Source organism: Bacteroides sp. 14(A), assembly GCF_000526555.1.
GTDB lineage: Bacteria > Bacteroidota > Bacteroidia > Bacteroidales > Bacteroidaceae > Bacteroides > Bacteroides cellulosilyticus.
Genome location: NZ_JAGH01000001.1, coordinates 99,100 through 122,268, shown reverse-complemented (window position 1 = coordinate 122,268; position 23,169 = coordinate 99,100). Strand labels below are relative to the sequence as shown.

The window sequence follows — 23,169 nt, the reverse complement described above, 5'->3', positions numbered from 1 at the left end:
TACTGCGCATCCGATATATAGATGTGACGCGTCCGATATATAGATGCCGCATGTCCGATATACTTATCTTTTATGCCTTGTTTTTGTATTAAATAGAGGATTATTTAATTAAAGCCCATTTAATTAGCTAACGCCAAATTATTCTTTGTGTTTTTCTTATTAGAAATGTTATTTAGCTCTTTATTATTTGTTCATATTCCGATTTATGGTATATTTGCCAATAAACGGAACCTGTTTTGTGATATTTTGCCAATAATCGAAACATAAAAGTAGTTATTATGGAATTATATCGTAGTATAATCGAAGAATTGAAAACGTGGAAACGCAATCCAGAGAGAAAACCTCTTATTTTAAAAGGGGCTCGTCAAACTGGCAAGACATGGATTCTTGAGTATTTTGGACGAACAGAATTCAAATACACCGTCAAATTCAATTTTGATAAGGATCATTCTATCCATGAAATCTTTAAAATGACCAAAGAGCCTTCGCGGATTATCTCGCAATTGTCCTTACTGACCGATTACCCTATCTTACCGAATGAGACATTGCTCATTTTCGATGAAATTCAAGAATGTAATTCTGCCTTAAACTCATTAAAGTATTTTTACGAAGATTCACCCGAATATGTTGTAGTAGCTGCCGGTTCATTATTAGGCGTAGCTTTGACTAAAGGGGAGTCATTTCCGGTAGGCAAAGTTGATTTTCTCGATTTATATCCCCTCACATTCAAAGAGTTTCTGAAAACAGCCAATGAGAAACTATATAATTACGTGGAAGAATTGTCCGAGATATCAGCTTTACCTCAATTTATTACAGACCGCCTTAGCGAGTTGTACCAGCAGTATTTGGTAATAGGTGGCATGCCTGCTGTCATCAACAGTTTCCTTGAAAACAAAGGCATGGAAAAAGTCAAAAAGGAACAACAGGCAATACTTAACGCCTATATTTTAGATTTTTCAAAGCATGCTGAAAACAAGGATATTCCCCGTATTATCCATATATGGAATTCTATCCCAAGCCAGTTAGCCAAAGAGAACCAAAAGTTTGTTTACAAAATGGTCAAACCCGGCGCTCGTGCCCGTGATTATGAAGACGCTCTGCTTTGGTTGGAAAGCGCAGGTTTGATTTATCGGGTGTTTTGTACCACCAAGCCCTTTCTTCCTTTAAAAGCTTACGATGATTTGTCTGCATTTAAAGTTTATTTATCTGATGTCGGATTATTACGTGAATTGTCAGGTCTTCCGCCGGAAGCTATCTTTTTAGGAAATGAAACTTATACAGAATTTAAAGGTGCTGTTGCCGAAAACTACGTTTTGCAAAGTTTAGCGCCTCAATATGACATCCTTCCACGCTATTGGACTTCTTTAGGAAAAGCGGAAGTCGATTTTATCATTCAATCCGATAGTGACATTATCCCTGTTGAAGTAAAAGCTCAAACCCGTTTGGGAGGTAAAAGCTTATCTGTTTATGATGCAACCTATCATCCGGTATGCAAGTTGCGCTATTCATTAAACAATCTGAAGCAAGACGGGACACTGATTAATATCCCTTTATATTTAGCGGATTGGACAAAAAAGATTGTATCTTTCATCTCATAATCATCCGCTCATTATCCCTTGGTCTTTATCGTTGCATTATTAAATGGTCATTAATTTAATGACCATTTAATAATGTAACTTTAGTCGGTAATGTTATAAATAGACTCAGCGTGCATACACAAAATAGAGATTTGCTGTACATTATTGAAATCTACATTGTTTTCTTTGATAAACCTCTTTAGTTCTTCTTTCTGTTTAGGATATAGTTTCAAAAACTGATTGAAATTCTTGAAAGGCTTTTTCTTTCCTTTTTGCTCTATCCAATAAATGTTATATCGGCTCCCGAGTATTAACTTCTCCGGATCGAAATCATAACGTTCTCCGCGTCCTGCATACGTTCCTCCGTATGTTTTTACAGAAGTTGTTTCTGTAGGTTGGCCGAACGCACCTTTTGAGGCTTCTTTGCGCATATTCCCTTTGTATTGTACATACAGTACAGGATTCGTCGGCAAAATCTCGATACCATTATTCCCTTCCGTATAGAACACCCGGTTACCGAATTTTATAACCTGTATATCTTGCGGGTTACTTAATGCCTTCACCTTATTATCAACACGATCAACAAAATAAAATTTGTTTGCCAGTATGTTGTAATTCATTTTTTCGCGAAATTGCGAACCGTTCTTGAAATAGACAACCGCTTCTTGAAAATCATCAAAAAGAAAAGAAGAAGTATTCTTGTCTTGTGCATATAGCATACATACAGTGCATGCCCAATAGAATAAAAGCAAGCATTTTTTCATATTTACATTATATTATGAATGAATAAACAATAATGCCCGACTCATTTATGCTGAAAACACAAATGGGCGGGCATTATATTCTTAACCAGAATGATTCAGAAACTATTATACAAAGTTACCACCCTGTTGTCTGCGTCAGTTTGAAACCTTTCTCCGCATAAGCATTGATTTCTTGCTCTCCTACAGGAGAACAATAACTCCGGTCACTGAAAGTATTACGCGGCTGAACATTAGTAGGCATATAATAACCTACCATTTCGGAGGCATTGCTCCCATCGAAAGTAATGACTGTACCGTCTTCCTTCTTGACCTGTCTCTTGCCAATATACTGTTCATCCAAGTAAGCCGGAACTTCTTTTACCATATCTACCCAAGGGCCTATCATTGTATCCGGATACTTGTTGTTGTCCATATACTCCAATTTCTTCCAACGCTTGATGTCATGCAAACGGCAGTGCTCATAAAACAACTCCATGCGGCGTTCACGGCGGATTTCCCAAATCAATGGGGTGACATCCTTATCCCTAGCAGGATCAAAATTTTCTGTTATATCGGCTAATACCATATCGGCAGTGTTTTTCAGTCCTTTAGCCTGTGCAGTAGCATCCAGCGGACGGCGTCTTAACTGATTAATAGACGCGTTGATATCTTCTTGAGTTACCCCACCCAATTCAGCTTTAGCTTCAATCCAATTTAACAGCACTTCCGCGTAACGGATTACCGGAGCATCATTTGTATTGGTATTAGAATCATAAATAGGATTGTTCTTGGGATTATCCATCGTCAATGCTTCACGATCGATGAATTTGGAAGCATACAGCAGTGTGACAGAATTGATATTCACATGATCAATAAATGTTGCCTCAAAACGCGGATCGCGAGTTTTTGCCAAGTTTGCTACACTCAACAACTTTGCATTCTCAAGATCAGAATGCTGATAAACTTTACCATCCTGGCAAATGAAAGACTTTGCTAGCGCAAGATTGGGGGCTGGCGCCTGGCTTTCTACACCATTAGAATAAGATGCAATATGGTGTTTAAGCATTTCGAATGTATAATGACGATACATAATAGCCTCTTTATTACCTTTCAAGTCCTGCGAACCGAACACATCACGGAATGGAGTGTCGATAGCGTATTTACCGCTATTGATTACTATTTCGGCAGCTTCCTTTGCCAACTGCAAATATTTGTTTGCCGCAGTCTGGTCTCCGCCATGATACTTCTGCCATGTCCCCTCAAAAAGCATCCAGCGAGAGGCAAACGCTGCTGCAACATACCGGTTCAAAGTGTTATCGCCATCGTTAGTGCGTATATTGACCAACACTTCATTCTTTAACATATCATAAACTTTATCCATTACAAATACACGGCTGTCGCGGTCTTTATACATGGCTTCCAGGTCGCTATTGGCAAATGAGGTTTCATAGTAGGGTACGTCACCAAATACAGCTACCAACCGGGAGTAAGAGAAGCATTTAAAGAAAGCTGCTACAGCATGCCAGTGATTATACGCTTCTTCCGTTACATTCCCTTTCATATTAGCTTCCAGACGTTCCATAAAAACGTTCGCTTTACGAATCCAGGTAAAATTCCAAGTCGGACCAACGTACTGGGTCTGATAGGTAGCCAAATCACCTGTATTTGAACTGCCGAGGGTACTGGGAATCGAATTGCTAAACGATGACTGCTGACCTGTAGAAGCTAAATCATCCGAAAAGGAGTAACCACGCAAAGGAGCATAATTAGTTGTCCATCCATCAGCATAGCCTACAAAATAGTTCCTATAAAACCCGTTGGCATACAGACGGGCATCCATCTCGGTTTTCCAAAAGGTGCCATCAGTCGGAGTGTTTAGTTGCGGGCGGTCCAAAATGTCATCACAAGATGTAGTAGCTAGAACTACCGCAGAGAGTATGATTAATATATATTTTTTCATATTGATATATTTTTAGAAGTTTAACTGAATACCTACAGACATATTCTTCATGGTTGGCGTACCAACACCTGTACGGCCGGAGTTATAGTTTGTAGAGTTGAACATAGAGAAACCTGAGATTTCTTCCGCATCAATCGGCAAACCTCCCAGTTTGTCAAACGTAAAGAAATTTTCGCAGGCCACATAAATACGAGCCTTGTTAATCAGTACTTTCTTAGTCCATACGGCAGGCAGTGTATAACCTAGCGTGATGTTTTTGATACGGAAATAAGACATATTGAGCAAGTATCGATCCTGTGTTTGCATGTTGAAACCAGTATTGGAACCTGCCAGATTATAAGCGGCCGGATAAAAAGCATCTGTACGATCTTCTCTCCAATAATTACCTGCAATAGCCTGCGGCATAGCACCGTCACCCGTATTAAAGCCAGGGATAGCAAGAAAACCGGCACCCCAAATATCGCGTTTACCTACACCCTGCATAAAGATAGAGAAGTCAAAGCCTTTATAGTCAGCACCCAAACGGATACCATATTCGTAACGCGGTGTAGAGTTACCAATAACTTCCAAGTCCCCCGTATCACGTTTACCGTAATTCGGATCATTTTCATCGGTTACCGTACCTACTGATCGGGAACCGCCATCAATTTTCCCATCACCATTCACATCTTTATATTTCACATCGCCGGGGCCAAACTTTATTGTTCCCGTTTGGAAATAATCTTGATATACCCCATTCGGATCTTTCAGTTTGTTCATTTCTTTAGCGCCGGGAGTGTTAGCGGGCACTTCTTTACCATTCAAGGCCCAAACGGTAACTAACTTACCATCGGCATATACGAAATCGTCTTTTTGATAAAGGCGATCTGTGCGATAGCCCCATATTTCACCATATTTTTTCCCTATATACCAACTGTCAATGCTCTTTGTATCACCATAAGCAGTGATTTCAGTCTGGGCATCCGACAAAGAAACCATAGCGTTGATCCCTAATCCGTTTTCAAATCGATGATTATAGTCGATAGAAAGTTCCCAGCCTCGTGTTCTTAAAGAGCCGAAATTCCCTTTCGGAGAACCGGCACCAAAAGTCCATGTAACACCTTCACCCGGAACAATCATGTTCTTGGTGTCGCGTTGATACCAGTCGAATGTTACCCCTAATTCACCGTTAAAGAATCGCGCATCGAAACCAAAATCCAATGTGGCTATATCTTGCCAAGTGATTCTAGGATCTACTGCCGCTGGAGTTCCGGCATAAATAATCTTATTACCACTCGGATCAAGCCAACTTGCCTGTCCCTGGCTGATAGTGGGCACATACAATGAACTGGATACAGTCTGATCACCAATCATACCCCAAGAACCTCGGAGTTTCAAAGAAGAGAGGAACGTTTTGGACCAGTCCATGAATTTCTCTTCACTGAGGCGCCAGCCTAAAGAGAAAGAAGGGAATGCGCGCCATTGTAGATTGCTGGGAAATTTAGAAGAACCATCATAGCGGATGTTCGCTTCCAGCAAATATTTGTCCATCAGATTGTAATTGACACGTCCGAAGAAACCGAGCTGACCATCCCAGTAGAGGTTACCGCTGGAAGTCTGCGTGCCGATGGTTTTATCCCAACTGAGGTTATTAATATCTGTAAGGTTAGTGATCTGCGACCAATTATCTTCAGATTCCCAGTCAGTCCGGTTCATTCCAACCAATACCTTCAAATTGTTTTTTTCGTTGATCTGCCAATTATAATCAGTTGTAATATTGAGCGTATGTCTTTTAGCGTTAGTCACTTCACGACGAATATGGTCAGGATTAGCACCGTCTGCAGTATACTGCCGATAGCTCAAGTCGTATGCAGGCATAGCACCTTCAGTACCTGCTGATACCACTTCTCCCATATTATTAACGTATATTTGGTTACCGTTACCATCCAATCTCTTGACGGGAGACGTCCATGTATCAGCGGCTGTAAATTTAGTACCGTTTTTTTTCCATATCTGGTCTTCGCCTGCATAAGTATAATCGATGTCAAACTTCCAATCCTTCGTTATTTGCAGAGTTGCGCCTACATTGAAACTCAAGTAATTATTCTCTTTGTTTGCAGTGTTCGCCTGATGAATTTCAGAAGCCGGACTACGCATTTCATTTCCGTTCTCATCATATCCTATCGGATAAGTACTATCCCAACGATAGAGATAGAGCCATGGGTCAGCCGTTGTAGAGTTTGTCGCGTAAGCATAGCGTTTGTTACGTTTCGAATAATTAGCTCCGGCACGGGCTGTAATATACTTGTTGATTTCGGTACTTAAACGTATAGAACCGTTCCATCTGCGGAAATCATCATGTTTAGCCAATTTCATCAAACCATTTTGGTCCAAATAGCCTAAACCGACATTGAACACAGTCTTACCACTCCTGCCGCTCAACGAGATATTATGTGTTTGCGAAGGAGCCCATTCACGAATCATGTAATCATAAGGATCGAAAGTACGTATAGAGAACTTACGATTAGAAGCATCTACGTACCAGTCGCGGCCGTATACGAACGGATCATTGACCCCTAACTTACCACCCCAGGTTTTGTCCCATTCCTTAGCTCTTTCAAGACTGGTTTCATCTACATACCAGAATGCTCCATATAGAGTGCCTTTGGCACGTTTCAGCGCATCAATGCGATACTGAATACCATCAACTCTTGCCATTTCCATCTTTTTGGAAATATTTTGCCAAGAGAAATTACCGGAATAGCTTACTTCTACTTTCTCACTTTTAGCACCCTTTTTTGAAGTGATCAATACTACACCAAAAGCCGCCTTTGCACCATAAATAGAAGCAGAAGCTGCGTCTTTCAATACGGTGATAGATTCAACATCATCAGGGTTCACCATCTGAATAGAAGGAATCTCCACGTTGTCTAACAAAATCAGCGGTGTAGAGCTACCATCGATGGAGCCGATTTGTCCACGTACTTTTATAGTCGGATCCGAACCTATTTCGCCACTTGGAATAACGACAGACAACCCCGGCGTAGTGCCTTGTAACCCCCGGCCGATATCAGGAATCTGGCGTCCCTCTAAAGTCTTGCTTACATCTACCGTCGCAATTGCTCCTGTCAGGTTCTCCCTCTTTTGAGAGCCATAACCTACTACTACCACCTCTGATAGAATTTCACTATCTTCCGCCAAAACTATTTTCATAGTTCGGGTAGCTTTTACTTCTTGAGGTTGGTAACCGACATAAGAGATTTTCAATATAGCCCCTGGCCTTACATTCAATGTAAACCTTCCATTAATATCTGTAATACCACCGTTGGTAGTGCCTTTTTCGACCACGCTGGCGCCAATAATCGGTTCATCAGAAGCATCCAAGACTACACCTGTAACAGCGATAGTTTGTAGCTGCTCTTTTATATCCGGAACATTGCCTGAAACAGTTTGGGTAGCCATCACATTATCGCTGCCTAATAGCAGTGCACTGATTGCTACTGCCGTGAGGAATTTGCTATATGCCAATCCTCGTTTTTTGCGTTCTTCATTCATAAATGATTGATGATTTTGTTGTTAATTAAAATAGTTTTCTCTAAAATAATTAGGGTAAGGATAGTCTGTATAGAAATAGCTTTGACTATTTCTCCTGTCAGATAGATTTCTTCTCCATAGGCGTTCTTCTATTTTATAGGTTTAACTTATATATTATCTCTCCTTATTTATATTACAGTTCAACGGTTCCAAGAGAACTTGGTAAATATGTATTAGAAGGATAGCTTTGCTCTAAATTTATTTTTCGATGCCTACCAGGAGCAATTACGACTCAGGTACGTCTCAGATATAGCCAGAATGATAAAGGGATAGTCTATTCCGATTCATAAAAATTGAGTCCTTATAGGAATGAACTTTCAGGAATAGAATACTTCCTCCCCTTCAGGAAGTAGCTGTGAGGGCAATTTCAGATGGCTACACCCTTTACTTCGGATGGCTACACCCTTTTGACATGATAGCTACACCCTTTATAGCAAAAGGTGTAGCCCTGCAAAAGAGGTACTTAACCCACAAGAAAACGGGTTACAATTCTTCCATATAAATTTAAGGAGATATGCAGTAGTTCACCTCTTTTTTACACTTTAACCATGTATTCCTCAGATATTCTTTTCAGTAAGTAATGCAAAGCACGAAAACCAAACGATTAAGTGAAGTTTTGGAAGTTTTTGTCTTGGTATATTAAAAAAAACTATATATTTGTATCCAATTCTAAATCTAACTGCGTATGAAACTGATTGCAGAGAGTGGTTCGACAAGAACTGAATGGGCTTTGGTTGAAGACAATCACCTGATACAACGTGTTTTTACAGAGGGACTTAATCCTTTCTTCCAAACCCGAAGAGAGATCAGCCGGAGTGTGCGTTTAGGTTTACCCGAAACTTTTTTCAAAAGAAAACTGGAGCAAGTATATTATTATGGAGCCGGTTGTACTTCTTATGAGAAAAAGAATGTATTGGGTGCCTCATTAGTAGCACAGTTCAAAACTCCGATCCAAGTAGAGAGTGACTTACTTGCCGCCGCCCGTGGTCTGTTTAAATGTGAAGCAGGAATTGCCTGCATTTTAGGCACCGGATCTAATTCTTGCTTTTACAACGGAAAGATTATTGTAAAAAATGTCAGAGCAGGCGGATATATATTGGGAGATGAAGGTAGTGGTGCTGTATTAGGCAAGCATTTTCTTTCGGATGTACTAAAGGGCTTGGCTCCCAAAGAGGTAATGGCTGATTTCTTTGAGAAATTCCGTATTAGCCCCAATGAAGTAATGGAGTCTGTTTATAATCGCCCGTTTCCTAATCGTTTTCTATCCACTATTTCTTATTTCCTGGCGGATTATACGAGTGATGATTATGTTTACGAACTAATAATCACCAATTTGCGCAACTTCTTCACAAGGAATGTATGCCAATATGATTATAAGAACTATCCAATCCGCTTTGTAGGTTCGTTAGCCTATAGCTATGCCCCGATTCTAAGAGAAGTCGCCGGTGACTTTGGTATTGAGTTGGACGTGATTGAAGAAACTCCCATGAATGGACTGATTGACTTCCATTCATTAAATATTGAAGAACCTTAATATTTGTATATAAAGCATATCGCAGAAGGTGTAAACCTTCTCGAAGAGCAAATATATAAATATAAAGTTAAATAAATGCAAAGGAATGTTCTTGATATTAAATTATAATATATCTTTGCTAAGAAGAAACGAAGAAATGGCGTTTCATCACCTTTGTTAATAACGAGTTTATCTCTTAAAACAACCAACTAAATAGTAACAGTATTTAGTGTATTTTAATTTTTAACCGACAATGTATTTACCAAGTTCTCTTGGAACTTAGCTAATGTATAATTAAAATAAGAGAGATAAAATATAAGTTAAACCTAAAAACAAAAAAGAGCCTATGGAACAAGACCCCACCTGACAGCAGAAATAGCCTCAAAGCTATTCTCAATTGCCCATTCTTACTCTTTCAGAGAAGACTATTTTAGTTAACAACAAAATCATCAACTTTTTATGAATGAAGATCGCAAAAGAAAAGGATTCGCAAACAGCAAACTCCTCTCAGCAGTAACTATAAGTGTACTGTTCATAGACATTGGTAATGTGACAGCTGCCCAACAGCCTCTGGTAATTCTTTGAGTATGAGAAAATAACAACATTATTTTCAAGTTAAGTTACAAATATTCAAAGCAAGCCAATCATATATGATGATATAATTCTGGACTATTAACCATTATTGTTTATTAAATCTATGTTAATGCAAAAACTTTTAATTCTATCAGTAACCGGCCTAATGCTTATATGTGGCGGTTACATCCCTGGAATGAGTGTAAGTGCACAAAATACCACTTCGTCTAGTACACAGAACTCAAGAAGGATTTCCGGAGTAGTGACAGACACTCAAGGCGAACCGATTATCGGAGCAACTGTACTTGTAAAAGGAACAGGCATCGGTACAGCAACAGATATCGACGGCAAGTTCTCTCTGGATATTCCATCCAATGGAAAAACCTTGGTAGTATCTTTCATTGGATTCGACGCACAGGAAATTCCTGTTACAAATAATGCTACGTACAAAATACAGTTAAGCGGAACAGACTATGCTCTGGATGAGGTAGTGGTGACGGCTTTAGGTATGAAGCGTGAAAAGAAGGCGCTCGGCTATTCAGTGCAAGACGTAAAAGGGGACGCTCTTATTGAAAACCGGACTGCAAACATTGCCACATCACTGAATGGTAAGATTGCCGGTATGAATATTTCTTCAACTTCTATTCCCGGTGGTTCAAACCGTATCGTCATCCGCGGTAACAACTCTATATCCGGTAATAATATGCCGTTGGTGGTAGTGGACGGGGTTCCGTTCGACAACTCTCAAGGCGTTGACGACGTAAATACAAACTCTTGGGGTGCAGGTTATTCGGATACCGGTGACGGACTATCCATGCTGAATCCTGATGATGTTGAATCAATTTCTGTACTGAAGGGTCCTTCGGCTACAGCTCTTTACGGTTCACGCGGTGGTAACGGTGTGATTCTGGTTACAACCAAACAAGGCCAGGGTGGCAGAACCAAAGTGTCATACAATAGCAACTTTACTTTTGAAAATGTAATGATTCAACCGGAATTCCAGAATGAATACGGTCAGGGTACAGACGGAGCATTTGTGGCTACCTCGCGTAACTCCTGGGGTCCTAAAATGGGTACGGTTGTTACAGACTGGACAGGACAGACCCGTCCTTTGGAAGCAAAAAATAATGATTTTTCCGATTTCATGGACACCGGTACATCATGGACCAATTCTCTTGATATCACAAGTTCCGCCGGTAAGATGAACTACCGTGTAGGTATGTCAAACACAATGCGTAAGGGTGTTATCCCGAAGAATGAGTTGAACAAGACAAACTTCTCTATTCGCGCAGGTGGCGAAATCATCAAGAACCTGACTCTCGATGCCAAATTGAACTATACTTATCAGAAAGGTCAGGGACGTCCTGAATTCTCTGCTTCAGGTTTCAACCCGATATTCGCTCTTATTTATACTCCGCGCAGCATCAACCTGCACGAAATGAAAGATGTTTTTGATAAAGACGGAAAGATTATCGACTGGTATCCCAGTATGCTTACGGTGGTAAATAACCCGTATGCACTGACTTCTCTCAGCGGTAACAAGGACGTAACCAATCGTATCAATGGTTTCGCTTCATTGACATACGAGGTTAGCAGCTGGCTGAAAGCTATGGTTCGCTTCGGCGGTGACACTTATGGCAAGAAGACCGAAAAGTGGATACGCCATGACTTGATTTCAAGTGCAGGTTATAAGGATGGTCGTTTCTCAACCGGTCAATACAATATGGCTGAATACAATGCAGATTTCCTGGTTACAGCACAAAAGGATAAGATTGCAGACTCCAAAATCTCCGGAATGCTTTCTGTTGGTGGTAACCTGATGAACCGCCAGTACAATAGTTTCTATGCCACAGCCGAAGGTTTGAACATTCCTGAACTGTATACCATTCAGAATGGTCAATCCAAGACTACTTCGACTTCCAAATCAGAAAAAGAAGTTCAATCCCTCTATGCACTGGGACAATTGTCATGGGATAACTACCTGTTCCTCGATATAACTGTACGTAATGACTGGTCTTCCACATTACCGAAGGATAACCGTTCATTCTTCTATCCCTCATTCTCTCTGGGTTGGGTAGTGACGGATATGTTGACCAAGTTCAAAGTAGATGTTCCCAGCTGGCTTTCTTTCGCTAAAGTACGCGCATCTTATGCAGAAGCAGGAAATGACACCGATCCATATCAGCTGTTGTCTGTATTATCTACAGTTTCTAACATGGCAGGTGGCCAAATGGGCGTAGCAGAACCTTCTACGAAAGCAAACTCTAACCTTAAACCGGAGATTATCAAATCTACCGAGTTCGGTGCTGATATCCGCTTCTTTGATAACCGTTTAGGATTCGACGTTACATACTACAACAAACGTGCATACAACCAGATCATATCCATGCCTTCATCCATCACTTCGGGATATAGCGCCAAATATATCAATGCAGGACGTGTGGACAACTGGGGATGGGAACTTCAGATGAATGCCACGCCGGTTCGCACACGCGACTGGAACTGGAATCTTTGGGTGAACTTCGCCAAAAACTCTTCTGAAGTCGTAGAACTCTACGAAGGAGTGGAATCCATTACATTAGCTCGCCCGATGGGACAAAACTGTTATGTCATGGCTAAAACAGGCGAACCTTACGGACAGATTTACACGAATGGTTTCAAATATGATGAAAAAGGAAACCGCCTTGTGGGTGATGACGGCAAATACATAGTAGATCCTACCCTCCGTGTTTCCGGTAATATGAACCCGGATTGGACAGCAGGTATCGGTTCTTCATTAAGATGGAAAAACTTCTCTTTCGGATTCCTGATTGATGTCCGCTATGGTGGCGATGTATATCTGCAATCTATGATGCGTCTGCAATCTAATGGTCAGACCAAAGAAACAGTTGCCGGACGTGAAGAATTCTATTCAACCGGTAAGGGCTTGATTTCTCAGGGTGTTAATGTAAACACAGGAGCTCCCAACACCGTTGAACTGAATCCTACCGCTTATTGGGGACAGTTCTATGGCAACATCGGAAACTACGTTTATGATGCTACCAACGTACGCCTTCGCGAACTTAATTTCTCTTGGATATTGCCGGACAAATGGTTCAACAAGACAATCATCAGTGGTATTAAAGTCAGTGCTGTAGCCAACAACGTATGCTTCCTGTACAATAACCTTCCGGGATTCGACCCTGAATGTACATACTCTACTGGCAACGGACAGGGTGTAGAAACCGCTGCTCTACCGTCTACCCGTTCATTTGGTTTCAATCTTAATGTTACATTCTAAAAATGAAGATAAAATGAATAAGTTATTTAAATCCATTATAAGCATTATTGGTCTTTCAATGGCCTTCGCGGGCTGTGTAGGCGATTTTGACGATATGAATACCGATCCCAACAACCCGACACCGGGTTCAGTAGATCCTAAGTTCCAGCTGATATTCATACAGGGACGTGGTATTCCGTATGCCAATCAGTGGCAACAGATAGACCAGCTGATGATCAGTACTTTCTGTGAATATTCGGCTAACGACGGACTCTCGGCTTCCGACTATAACATAGACGCACGCTATGTGGACAACATTTGGGAGTTGACTTACACCGTGCTTACCAATGCCAATTCATTAATCCGTGCCAATGAGAGCAACCCTGTTCACAATAACGTCGTTCAGATGGCACGTATCTGGAAAGCGTATGCTATGTTGCGTTTAACGAATTGTATGGGAGATGTACCTTACTCTGAAGCTGCCAACGACATTGATCAGCCTAAGTATGACACTCAGAAGGACATATATTATACCATATTCGAAGAATTGAAAGATGCCGTAAGTAAACTGGATGAGTCGGCAGCCAATAATGTCGGTTCTTATGACCTTATTTATGGGGGTGATGCTACCAAATGGAAGAAATTCGCCAACTCTATCCGCCTGCGCATGGCTGTCCGTATCTCCGACGTAGATGCCGCCAAGGCTAAAACAGAAGCCGCAGCTGCCATTTCAGCAGGTGTATTCAGCAGTGACGCTGATGCCGCCTTCCTGACGCAAGGAGAAGATAAATTTGCCCAGAACCCTATTTATTATCATAAAGGTTCTTCGGTGTTGCATATGTCAACGGCTTACAAACGTCTTGTAGAAGGTATCGGTGGACAAGCATGGCCTACCGCAGCCGACCGCGAAGCCAATAAGAATATCACCGAAGTTATTCTTACTGCCAAGAATGCTCCTGCGGTTGTCGATCCTCGCGCTCCGATCCACTTTGAACCCGCAGGTATCATCGAAAGCCCTGCAACTCCAAGCATGAACGGCAATTGGGACGGCACAGATCCGGGACATGTAGCTTCGGGTGTAGGTGCTGCAATGGACAATGGACAGTTTGTTAGCGACTTCTCAAAAATCGGTCCCTGGTATTATGAAACCATTGACAGAAAGTATCCTTTGTTCAAGTACAGCGAACTGTGCTTCCTGAAAGCTATTGCCATCCAACTTGGTCTTACAAGTGGAGATGCCAAAACAGAATACGAAGCCGGCGTACGCTCAAGTATGACAGAACTGGGAGTTCCGGAAAGCAAAATCGAAAATTATCTGGCTTCAACTTCTCCAAACTATTATGGAACCACAGCCAAGTATGACGATGTTACAGGAACCAACAATACACCTATGGATAAGATTCTTACCCAGAAATACATTGCTCAGTTCCAGGAGTGTTCTTTTGAAACTTGGGCTGATCATCGCCAGTTCCACAAACCTACGCTTATGCCATTCGCAAACGTAAGTTCAAGTGTCTTCAACATGAATCCTTCTGATCAGGCTAATAATACTCCAAACGCTTATATCAAGCGTATCTATTATCCTTCTTCGGAATACACCGTTAACGAAGCTAACGTGAAAGAAGCCGAAAAGCGCATGGGTGGAAGCAACAGCATACAAAATAACCTATGGTGGGATGTTAACTAAAAATTGATTCTTATGAAATGCGTAGTTGAGTAATTCAGCTACGCATTTTGTTATACATATAACCTCTTATCTGAAACAATATGAAAAATATTCTTCTCTTAATTCTTATATGTTGTCTTTCTCTGTCCAATCGGGCACAAGAACAGATGAATCCTTCATCGAGAATATCCGGTAAAGCAATCAAATTACCCGGATTTGTAACCAGTCCTTATTTTGAGGAACAAGTTATCAGCTTTATCCATACTCCAGGAATCAAAGTTCATATAAATGCTCCCGCAGAAACTAAATTCGGAAAGGATAAACCCACAAAACTTGTACTATATGCACTACCGAATGGCAACAGTACAGACTGGACCATCGGGAAAATGCCGGCAGAAGGTGATGACTGGCATTATCATATACAACACATAGGAGCTCAAACACGGTATATCAGAGCTTCTGATCCGGAATGTAACTTTATTACGGTTTACCTGGAAGCAGACACCAAAAGCTGGGGAAGTTGGAGAAAAGCTGAACCTACACGGGATCAAAAGATTAAAGAAACAGTAGAGTATATTCTTTCTCTTTTTTCCAAGTATAATCCACATATCGAACTGAACAGCCACAGTGGAGGAGGCAACTTCATTTTCGGTTTTATGGATGCAGTTTCTGAAATTCCGGATTATGTGAAAAGAATCTCTTTCATTGACAGCAATTACAACTGGGATAATGAACGTTACGGAGATAAATTACAAAAATGGCTGGAAGCTTCTTCCGACAATCGCTTATTTGTAGCTTGTTATGATGATGCTAATGCTCTGCTGGATGGAAAGCCATTTGTCTCAAAGACAGGAGGGACCTGGCACAGAACCTATTTAATGCAACGATATCTGAAAAAGAAAATGAAACGTCTGTCATGGAATAAAACCGAAAATGATAGTATTATTTTTTTCACGGCAGACAACCGTCGGATTCAGTTTTATTCCCGAAAGAATCCGGAGCAAAAGATTTACCATACAATACTGGTAGAGCGAAATGGCTATATCCAGTCAGTATTCTCCGGTACGAAATACGAGGGAATGGGATATCAGTTCATGGGTAGAAAGGTTTATGACATGTATCGGCAAGATTCAGGGTCCTGGTAGACAGTAAACTATATTCTTTGAACGCCTTACTACAGGACCCCGTACTATAAAATTGTTTAGTGATGAATCTGTTCCAATGGTAATTACAAGTTATATTCCTGATTAATCCTGCTGACCACTTGCAACTTTCCATCCTTCAGCAAAGAACGTGCATTAAAGAAATTCACGCCGTCCGCTCCTGCTTCGATAGATAGTTTTGCAGCTGTATATAGCTCTTCAGCCGTAATATCGGGAACAAATAAACCGGATACATACTTATTCTTATGGAAAGTTTCGCGCAAACCGTTTTTTATACTAAACGGTATCCATTCAAGGCTTTCCGAATAAAACGACTGATAATTCATCGGGCATACAATATCTATTTTCCAGGTAGGCCAGTCTTGATAAACTGTCATGCGGGCACGGGTAGGATAAGGGAAAACAGCCGCTGAAACCAGTTTGCCTTCAGAATGAGTCGCTTCTACAATCTCATTCACTAAAGAAGTGACCTCATTCAAACGGAACTGCAACCATTCCGGACTCATCCACGGAGCCTGCAAATCTAACGGGGAGTAACCGAACAGTTTCTTAAATTTTTCTATTGCCACCGGATGATAGCCAAAATCATATTCAGCACGATAGGTATCTTGCTGAATCTTAAATTTATGCTGTTGCAGGCGTCGCCCCAGTACCGCATCATTATAGCGAATAAAATCCAGATGTACAGAAGTCAGTCCTTCCAAAGCTGCATAAGAAGCCGCTTTATCTTTCATATACCGTCGGGCCTCAGGCACAGAAGGACTCAGCCATTTATAATGCTTTACATAAGGGTCATATTCATGACTGTTATAACCTATCCGGTTCACATCAAACCATTCGGGATGCGCCAACGCCGCAGAATCCCCGGGAGCATTCACAGTGAACATCCACGCATGCACTTTTGCACCCTGATAGGACTTGGCAGCCTCAATATAACGCGCCACTTCTTCCGGTGAGCCACACATATAATAATTCTTGATACCGGCCTCATCGAAAGGCTTCATCCAGAGAATCAGAGACTCCACCGTGGCACCTTTATCCACATCGTCCCAGACTCCCAAAGCAACCTTTTGTTCCTGGTTTTGAACTTTCTTTTTTTTACCGGCTGATAACGGCTGAACAGCCAAACTGAAAATGCACGCAAATGCTGCACATAAATAAGTAAATTTCATGATGATGATTTTTTTTGGTTCACAGCAAAGATAATATATCTTCTATATAAATAAGGTGAATATCTGATTATTTGCAAATTATTAATTATAATGCTAAAAATAACAAAATAAGTGTTTTTGATATTAAAATAAAATCTATCTTTGTTGCTACGAATATCCCCCTTAACAATAATACTATTATGAAGAAACTTCTGCTACTGATCTTTTTATTGTGTAGTACCTTCTGGTGTCAGGCACAAACAGACCGGATTATTTTGGGTGACGAACAAACTTCCGAGTATTTTCCCATCCTAAAGGATAAACGGATTGCCATTTTCTCTAATCATACAGGAATGATAGGGGATAAACATCTATTGGATGTTCTTTTAGAAAACAAATTCAATGTAGTTGCCATCTTCTCGCCCGAACATGGTTTCCGTGGAAATGCAGATGCAGGCGAGCACGTATCCAGCTCAGTAGACTCTAAAACAGGGGTGCCAATTCTTTCTCTTTATGAAGGGAAGGACAAAAAGCCAAGTAAGGCTTCAATGCAAAAATTTGATATTCTGATAGTAGATATACAGGACGTAGGATTACGTTTTTACACCTATTACATAACGATGTGCCGGCTAATGGATGTCTGTGCGGAATATAACAAGAAAGTTTTGTTATTAGACCGTCCTAATCCGAATGGGCATTATGTAGATGGACCGATTCTGGATATGAAATATAAATCAGGTGTGGGATGGTTGCCGATTCCTATTGTACACGGAATGACATTAGGGGAACTTGCATTAATGATTAATGGAGAAGGTTGGTTGTCTGGTTCACGCAAATGTGATCTGGCAGTGATCAAATGCAAGAATTATACACATCAGACTAAATATCAGCTGCCAATTCCCCCATCTCCTAACTTACCGAACATGAAGTCGATATATCTATATCCGGCTACATGCTTTTTTGAGGCAACTCCCGTCAGCTTGGGTAGAGGAACTTCACTCCCATTTCAGGTTTATGGACATCCCAATATGACCGGATATAGCTACAGTTTCACCCCAAGAAGTATTCCCGGAGCAAAGAATCCGCCGCAGCTGAATAAACTGTGCCATGGAGTAGACCTAAGCAATATGAGTGATGAAGAAATCTGGAAACGAGGTGTAGATTTATCTTATGTCATCGATGCATATCGTAATCTGAATCTGGATGATCATTTCTTCCGTCCATTCTTTGAATTGCTGGTAGGAAGGGATTATGTACGGAAAATGATAAAAGAAGGAAAAAGTGCCGATGAAATTAGAGCTATGTGGAAAGATGACGTTGAGAAATTCAAGGTGCAACGTAAACCATATCTGCTTTACGAAGAATAAGTTCATGTACTATTATAAATCATAAATCAACCTTATGAGCCCGATATCTGTCATCATTACTATTGCCGCTTATTTCGTGATCTTGTTCACTATATCTTATATAGCCGGCAGAAAAGCCGACAATGAAGGTTTCTTCGTCGGTAACCGTAAATCGGCCTGGTATGTTGTGGCATTTGCCATGATTGGGTCCAGCATCTCCGGAGTGACGTATGTATCAGTACCGGGTATGGTGGCTGCCAGTAGTTTCGGTTACCTGCAAATGGTATTGGGATTTGTTGCGGGACAGTTCATCATAGCATTCGTATTGACGCCACTGTTCTACCGGATGAACCTGGTATCCATCTATGAATATCTGGAAAATCGTTTTGGTATGTCTTCCTATCGGACAGGCGCATGGTTCTTCTTCATCTCTAAGATGCTGGGAGCCGCGGTACGTTTGTTCCTCGTATGTCTGACACTTCAACTGCTGGTATTCGAACCGTTTGGATTACCATTTATTTTGAATGTGGCCATTACCGTAGCATTAGTATGGCTCTATACGTTCCGGGGTGGAGTAAAATCTCTGATCTGGACAGATTCACTCAAAACATTCTGCCTGGTGGTATCCGTAGTTCTCTGCATCAGTTATATTGCTTCCGATCTCAATCTGTCGCTTAGCAGCATGATCAGTACAATAGCCGATAGTGACATGTCACGCATTTTCTTCTTTGACGATGTAAACAGTAAACAATATTTCTTCAAACAATTCTTTGCCGGGGCATTCACTATGATTGCCATGACAGGGCTGGATCAGGACATGATGCAACGTAACCTCAGCTGCAAGAACTTCAAAGATTCACAGAAAAATATGATTACGAGTGTTATATCACAGTTCTTCGTTATTTTGTTGTTCCTGATGCTGGGAGTATTGCTTTACATCTTCGCTGGTAACCAAGGCATTCAGGTAGAAAAGAGCGATGAACTCTTCCCGTTGATAGCCACCGGTAACTACTTCCCTGCGATTGTAGGTATCTTGTTTATCATTGGACTTATTTCTTCGGCTTATTCCGCTGCCGGCTCAGCACTGACAGCTTTAACAACTTCCTTTACAGTGGATATCCTCGGGACAAAAGGCAGGACGGAAGAAGAAATCGTAAAGATACGCAAGCGGGTACATATCGGTATGGCTGTAATTATGGGTATCACGATATTCGTATTCAACCTATTGAATAACACAAGTGTAATCGATGCCGTATATATACTGGCAAGTTACACATACGGCCCCATTCTCGGATTATTCGCATTCGGTATATTCATGAAACAACAGGTTCGCGACAAATATATCCCATTGGTAGCCATCCTCTCCCCTATCCTTTGCTTCATCCTGCAAAAGAATTCGGAAGCCTGGTTCAATGGGTATCAGTTCAGCTACGAACTGCTGATATTCAACGCTCTGTTCACGTTTATCGGACTCTGCCTGTTGATCAGAAAAGATAAGAACTAATAATTAACTTAATACATCATCCATGAATGTAAGACTTCATTTTTTGTTCACTTTGCTCACCGCCTCCCTGATCCCCCAAACGGGAGGCGCGCAAGAGCTTCCGACGGATGTCCGCCAGGAAATCGGTAAGTTTCTGGACGCAACCGCACGGAAAGAGGTTTCCGTAGGGCGCATCCGGATTGACTCTGTCGCCGTTGAAGGAAACACTTTACAGTTGTTCGCTAATATGAACTGCGCATATATTCCTTTCCGGGAAGATAATGTGACAGAGATTTATCAAGGTGTACAGGCACTGCTTCCGGCAGAGTTTTCAAAATACAACCTGCAAATCCGCACGAATAAGCGTAGCATTGAAGAATTAATCCCCCAAGCACTACGCAGCAAAAAGGACAAAAAAGCCAAAACATTCAATCCTGCCGGGACAAAACCTTTAGTAACGGCCCTTTCTACCCCCTATACCCCTACAAATGGACTAAAGAACCGTCACATTGCTTTGTGGCAGAGTCATGGCTTCTATTATGAGCCCAAACTGACACGCTGGGAATGGCAACGCGCCCGCATCTTCCAGACGGTGGAGGATTTATATACGCAAAGTTATGTACTGCCTTTCCTGGTTCCCATGTTAGAGAATGCAGGAGCTAATGTGCTGATGCCCCGTGAACGGGATAGCCAAATAGCAGAAGTTGTCGTAGACAATGACGGTTGCCTTCACTCGCGCTCCGTTTATACAGAAAAGATAGGCGATAAGAACTGGATGCAAGGTACCGGTGAAGGTTTCGCCCATCTGCGCGATCAATATATCAATTTTGAGAACCCATTCCGTGAAGGAACTTTCCGTACTGTTGAGACAGTGAAAGGTAAGAAGGAGAAAGAAAGTACTGCCGAATGGATTCCTGAACTCCCGTCAACCGGACAGTACGCCGTTTATGTATCCTATAAATCATTGCCAAACAGTACGGATGATGCCCTTTACACCGTTTATCACAAAGGAGGAGTCTCCCAATTCAAAGTGAACCAACAGATGGGTGGCGGCACTTGGATTTATCTAGGTACATTTGGTTTTGATGCCGGAAAAAGCAATGCCGGCAAAGTTGTTTTAAGCAATCGTTCTGAGAAAGCCGGACGTATCGTTACCGCTGATGCCGTAAAAATCGGAGGTGGTATGGGAAATATGGCCCGCCGTATCTCTGATGCAGGTGCCACAGAGAATATTAAAAGTTCGGATGGCAATGCTGCCATAGTGCATAAAGAAATGCCGAAGATAGATTACCCATATGAGATAAGCGGTTATCCCCGTTTCTGCGAGGCAGCACGCTACTGGCTTCAATGGGCGGGTATTCCGGACAGTGTTTATTCCGACAGCCAAGGTAAGAATGACTATACGGATGATTACAAATGTCGTGGTATCTGGGTGAATTACCTTGCCGGTGGTTCTACGGTTAACCCGACAGAACAAGGACTGAATATCCCGGTAGATATGGCTTTCGCCTTCCATTCAGATGCAGGAACTACGCTAAACGATTCCATCATCGGAACACTGGGTATCTACTATACCAACGTTTACAATGAAGAATACGCCAACGGAGCATCCCGCTATCTGGCACACGACATGACAGACCTGATTCAGTCAAATATCGTACGGGATATCCGCAGCCTATACGAACCGGATTGGACACGTCGCGGTATGTGGAACCAATCCTACTACGAAGCACGTGTGCCCCGTGTCCCCACTATGTTGCTGGAATTACTTTCTCACCAGAACTTTGCAGACATGCGTTATGGTTTAGATCCACGCTTCCGTTTTACGGTAAGCCGTGCAATCTATAAAGGTATGCTGCAATTCATTTGCTCGCAATACCACATGGACTATATCGTTCAGCCGTTGCCTGTCGACAATATGGCATTGAAAATGGTAGGCGAGAATGAAATAGAACTGACCTGGCAACCCGTAGCCGACCCACTGGAGCCAACAGCAAATGCTGAAAAATATATAGTTTATACCCGTATCGGAGATGGCGATTTCGATAATGGCGTGTTGGTAGATAAGAATACCTATCGCACCGCCCTCCCTGCCGGCATGGTATGCAGTTATAAAGTAACTGCCGTCAACAAGGGCGGAGAAAGTTTCCCGTCCGAAATACTCTCAGCAGGACGTGCGTTTAATAGTTATAAGCGATTAGCGATGAGTGATAAGCAGACAAACGCTAATCACTCAGATATCGTGCTGATAGTAAACGGCTTCGACCGCATCAGTGCTCCGGCAGATTTTGTCGCACCTGTTCCCGGAGATACTTTACTTGCCGGTTTCTTAGATGATCTGGACCACGGCGTACCTTATCTGAAAGATATCAGCTACATTGGTAAGATGAAAGAATACCGCCGTTCCATTCCATGGATGGACGACGATGCTTCCGGCTTCGGCGACAGCTATGGCAATTACGAAGATAAAGTAATCGCCGGAAACACATTCGATTATCCCGCTATTCATGGAGCCGCCATTTTGAAAGCCGGATATTCTTTCATATCTTGCAGCGATGAAAGTGTGGAAAATAAAACAATGAACCTGAACGACTATAAGTATGTAGACCTGATATTAGGTAAAGAATGTCAGACCAAAATGGGACGTGGCGGTGTGAAGCCGTTAGAGTTCAAAACATTCAGTCAACCCATGCAGGAAGCTATCACCGCATATTGCGGACAAGGCGGAAATATCTTCGTCTCGGGTGCTTATGTAGGAACCGACCTTTGGGACAATCGCCTTGCCCCGGCACAGGAGGCCGATAAGAAATTTGCAACAGAAGTCCTGAAATATAAATGGCGCGTGGGGCAGGCAGCTACAGAGGGTAAGGTGAAATGTGTAGCTTCACCGTTCCCCGCCCTTTCAGGCAACTATACATACCATAATGAACTGAATGCAGACAGTTATGTGGTAGAATCACCGGATGCCATCGAACCGGCAACAAAAGATGCATACACCATAATGCGCTATTCGGAAAACAATCTGAGCGCCGGAGTAGCTTACAAAGGCGACTACAAAACCTGCATACTGGGCTTCCCGTTCGAAGCATTGCGCACCGCCTCTGAAAGAGAAGCGTTGATGCGCGCTATCTTAACATTTTTTAATTAAACCAATCATCATCT

At 41.9% G+C, this 23,169-nt stretch carries 12 protein-coding genes; 8 read left to right on the top strand and 4 right to left on the bottom strand.

The genetic code is table 11. The features are described 5' to 3' along the window. The first annotated feature begins 278 nt into the window (after positions 1-278). On the top strand, positions 279-1,598 hold the full coding sequence (locus K429_RS0100370) for an ATP-binding protein (RefSeq protein ID WP_025725695.1): 1,320 nt from the start codon (positions 279-281) through the stop codon (positions 1,596-1,598). 80 nt (positions 1,599-1,678) lie between these two features. Here the strand turns inward: K429_RS0100370 and K429_RS0100365 are convergent, their stop codons facing one another. The 3 genes from K429_RS0100365 to K429_RS0100355 form a co-directional block, all read right to left on the bottom strand. Then, a complete protein-coding gene (locus K429_RS0100365; RefSeq protein WP_022209859.1) occupies positions 1,679-2,341 on the bottom strand; it encodes a hypothetical protein in 663 nt (220 codons plus the stop codon). Between the two features lie 115 nt (positions 2,342-2,456). After that, complete coding sequence (locus K429_RS0100360; protein WP_025725694.1) at positions 2,457-4,280, bottom strand: RagB/SusD family nutrient uptake outer membrane protein; 1,824 nt, start codon at positions 4,278-4,280, stop codon at positions 2,457-2,459. 12 nt (positions 4,281-4,292) lie between these two features. Next, positions 4,293-7,814 carry a TonB-dependent receptor gene (locus tag K429_RS0100355; RefSeq protein ID WP_025725693.1) on the bottom strand — a complete coding sequence of 1,174 codons (3,522 nt, stop codon included), beginning with the start codon at positions 7,812-7,814 and terminating at the stop codon, positions 4,293-4,295. 724 nt (positions 7,815-8,538) lie between these two features. On the opposite strand from K429_RS0100355, the gene K429_RS0100350 reads away from it, so the two are divergent. The 4 genes from K429_RS0100350 (at position 8,539) to K429_RS0100330 (ending at position 16,009) form a co-directional block, all read left to right on the top strand. After that, positions 8,539-9,387: a hypothetical protein gene (locus tag K429_RS0100350; protein WP_007210708.1), complete on the top strand. Its 849-nt coding sequence runs from the start codon at positions 8,539-8,541 to the stop codon at positions 9,385-9,387. 682 nt (positions 9,388-10,069) lie between these two features. Beyond that, positions 10,070-13,219, top strand: coding sequence for a SusC/RagA family TonB-linked outer membrane protein (locus K429_RS0100340; RefSeq protein WP_022209854.1), 3,150 nt, complete (start codon positions 10,070-10,072; stop codon positions 13,217-13,219). Between the two features lie 13 nt (positions 13,220-13,232). Next, a complete protein-coding gene (locus tag K429_RS0100335) occupies positions 13,233-14,885 on the top strand; it encodes a SusD/RagB family nutrient-binding outer membrane lipoprotein (RefSeq protein WP_025725691.1) in 1,653 nt (550 codons plus the stop codon). Positions 14,886-14,965: 80 nt separating this feature from the next. Further along, positions 14,966-16,009 carry a hypothetical protein gene (locus K429_RS0100330; RefSeq protein WP_025725690.1) on the top strand — a complete coding sequence of 348 codons (1,044 nt, stop codon included), beginning with the start codon at positions 14,966-14,968 and terminating at the stop codon, positions 16,007-16,009. Between the two features lie 83 nt (positions 16,010-16,092). Here K429_RS0100330 and K429_RS0100325 read toward each other — a convergent pair whose 3' ends face one another. Beyond that, positions 16,093-17,199: a family 10 glycosylhydrolase gene (locus K429_RS0100325; RefSeq protein WP_025725689.1), complete on the bottom strand. Its 1,107-nt coding sequence runs from the start codon at positions 17,197-17,199 to the stop codon at positions 16,093-16,095. 179 nt (positions 17,200-17,378) lie between these two features. On the opposite strand from K429_RS0100325, the gene K429_RS0100320 reads away from it, so the two are divergent. Genes K429_RS0100320 through K429_RS28335 form a run of 3 tightly spaced genes read left to right on the top strand, consistent with a single transcriptional unit; the run spans position 17,379 to position 23,155 of the window. Beyond that, positions 17,379-18,545: an exo-beta-N-acetylmuramidase NamZ domain-containing protein gene (locus K429_RS0100320; RefSeq protein ID WP_025725688.1), complete on the top strand. Its 1,167-nt coding sequence runs from the start codon at positions 17,379-17,381 to the stop codon at positions 18,543-18,545. A 34-nt stretch (positions 18,546-18,579) separates the two neighbouring features. After that, positions 18,580-20,028, top strand: a complete 1,449-nt coding sequence (locus tag K429_RS0100315; protein WP_007210716.1) for a sodium:solute symporter — start codon at positions 18,580-18,582, stop codon at positions 20,026-20,028. A 22-nt stretch (positions 20,029-20,050) separates the two neighbouring features. Beyond that, complete coding sequence (locus K429_RS28335) at positions 20,051-23,155, top strand: xanthan lyase (protein WP_044096257.1); 3,105 nt, start codon at positions 20,051-20,053, stop codon at positions 23,153-23,155. Positions 23,156-23,169: the final 14 nt, after the last annotated feature.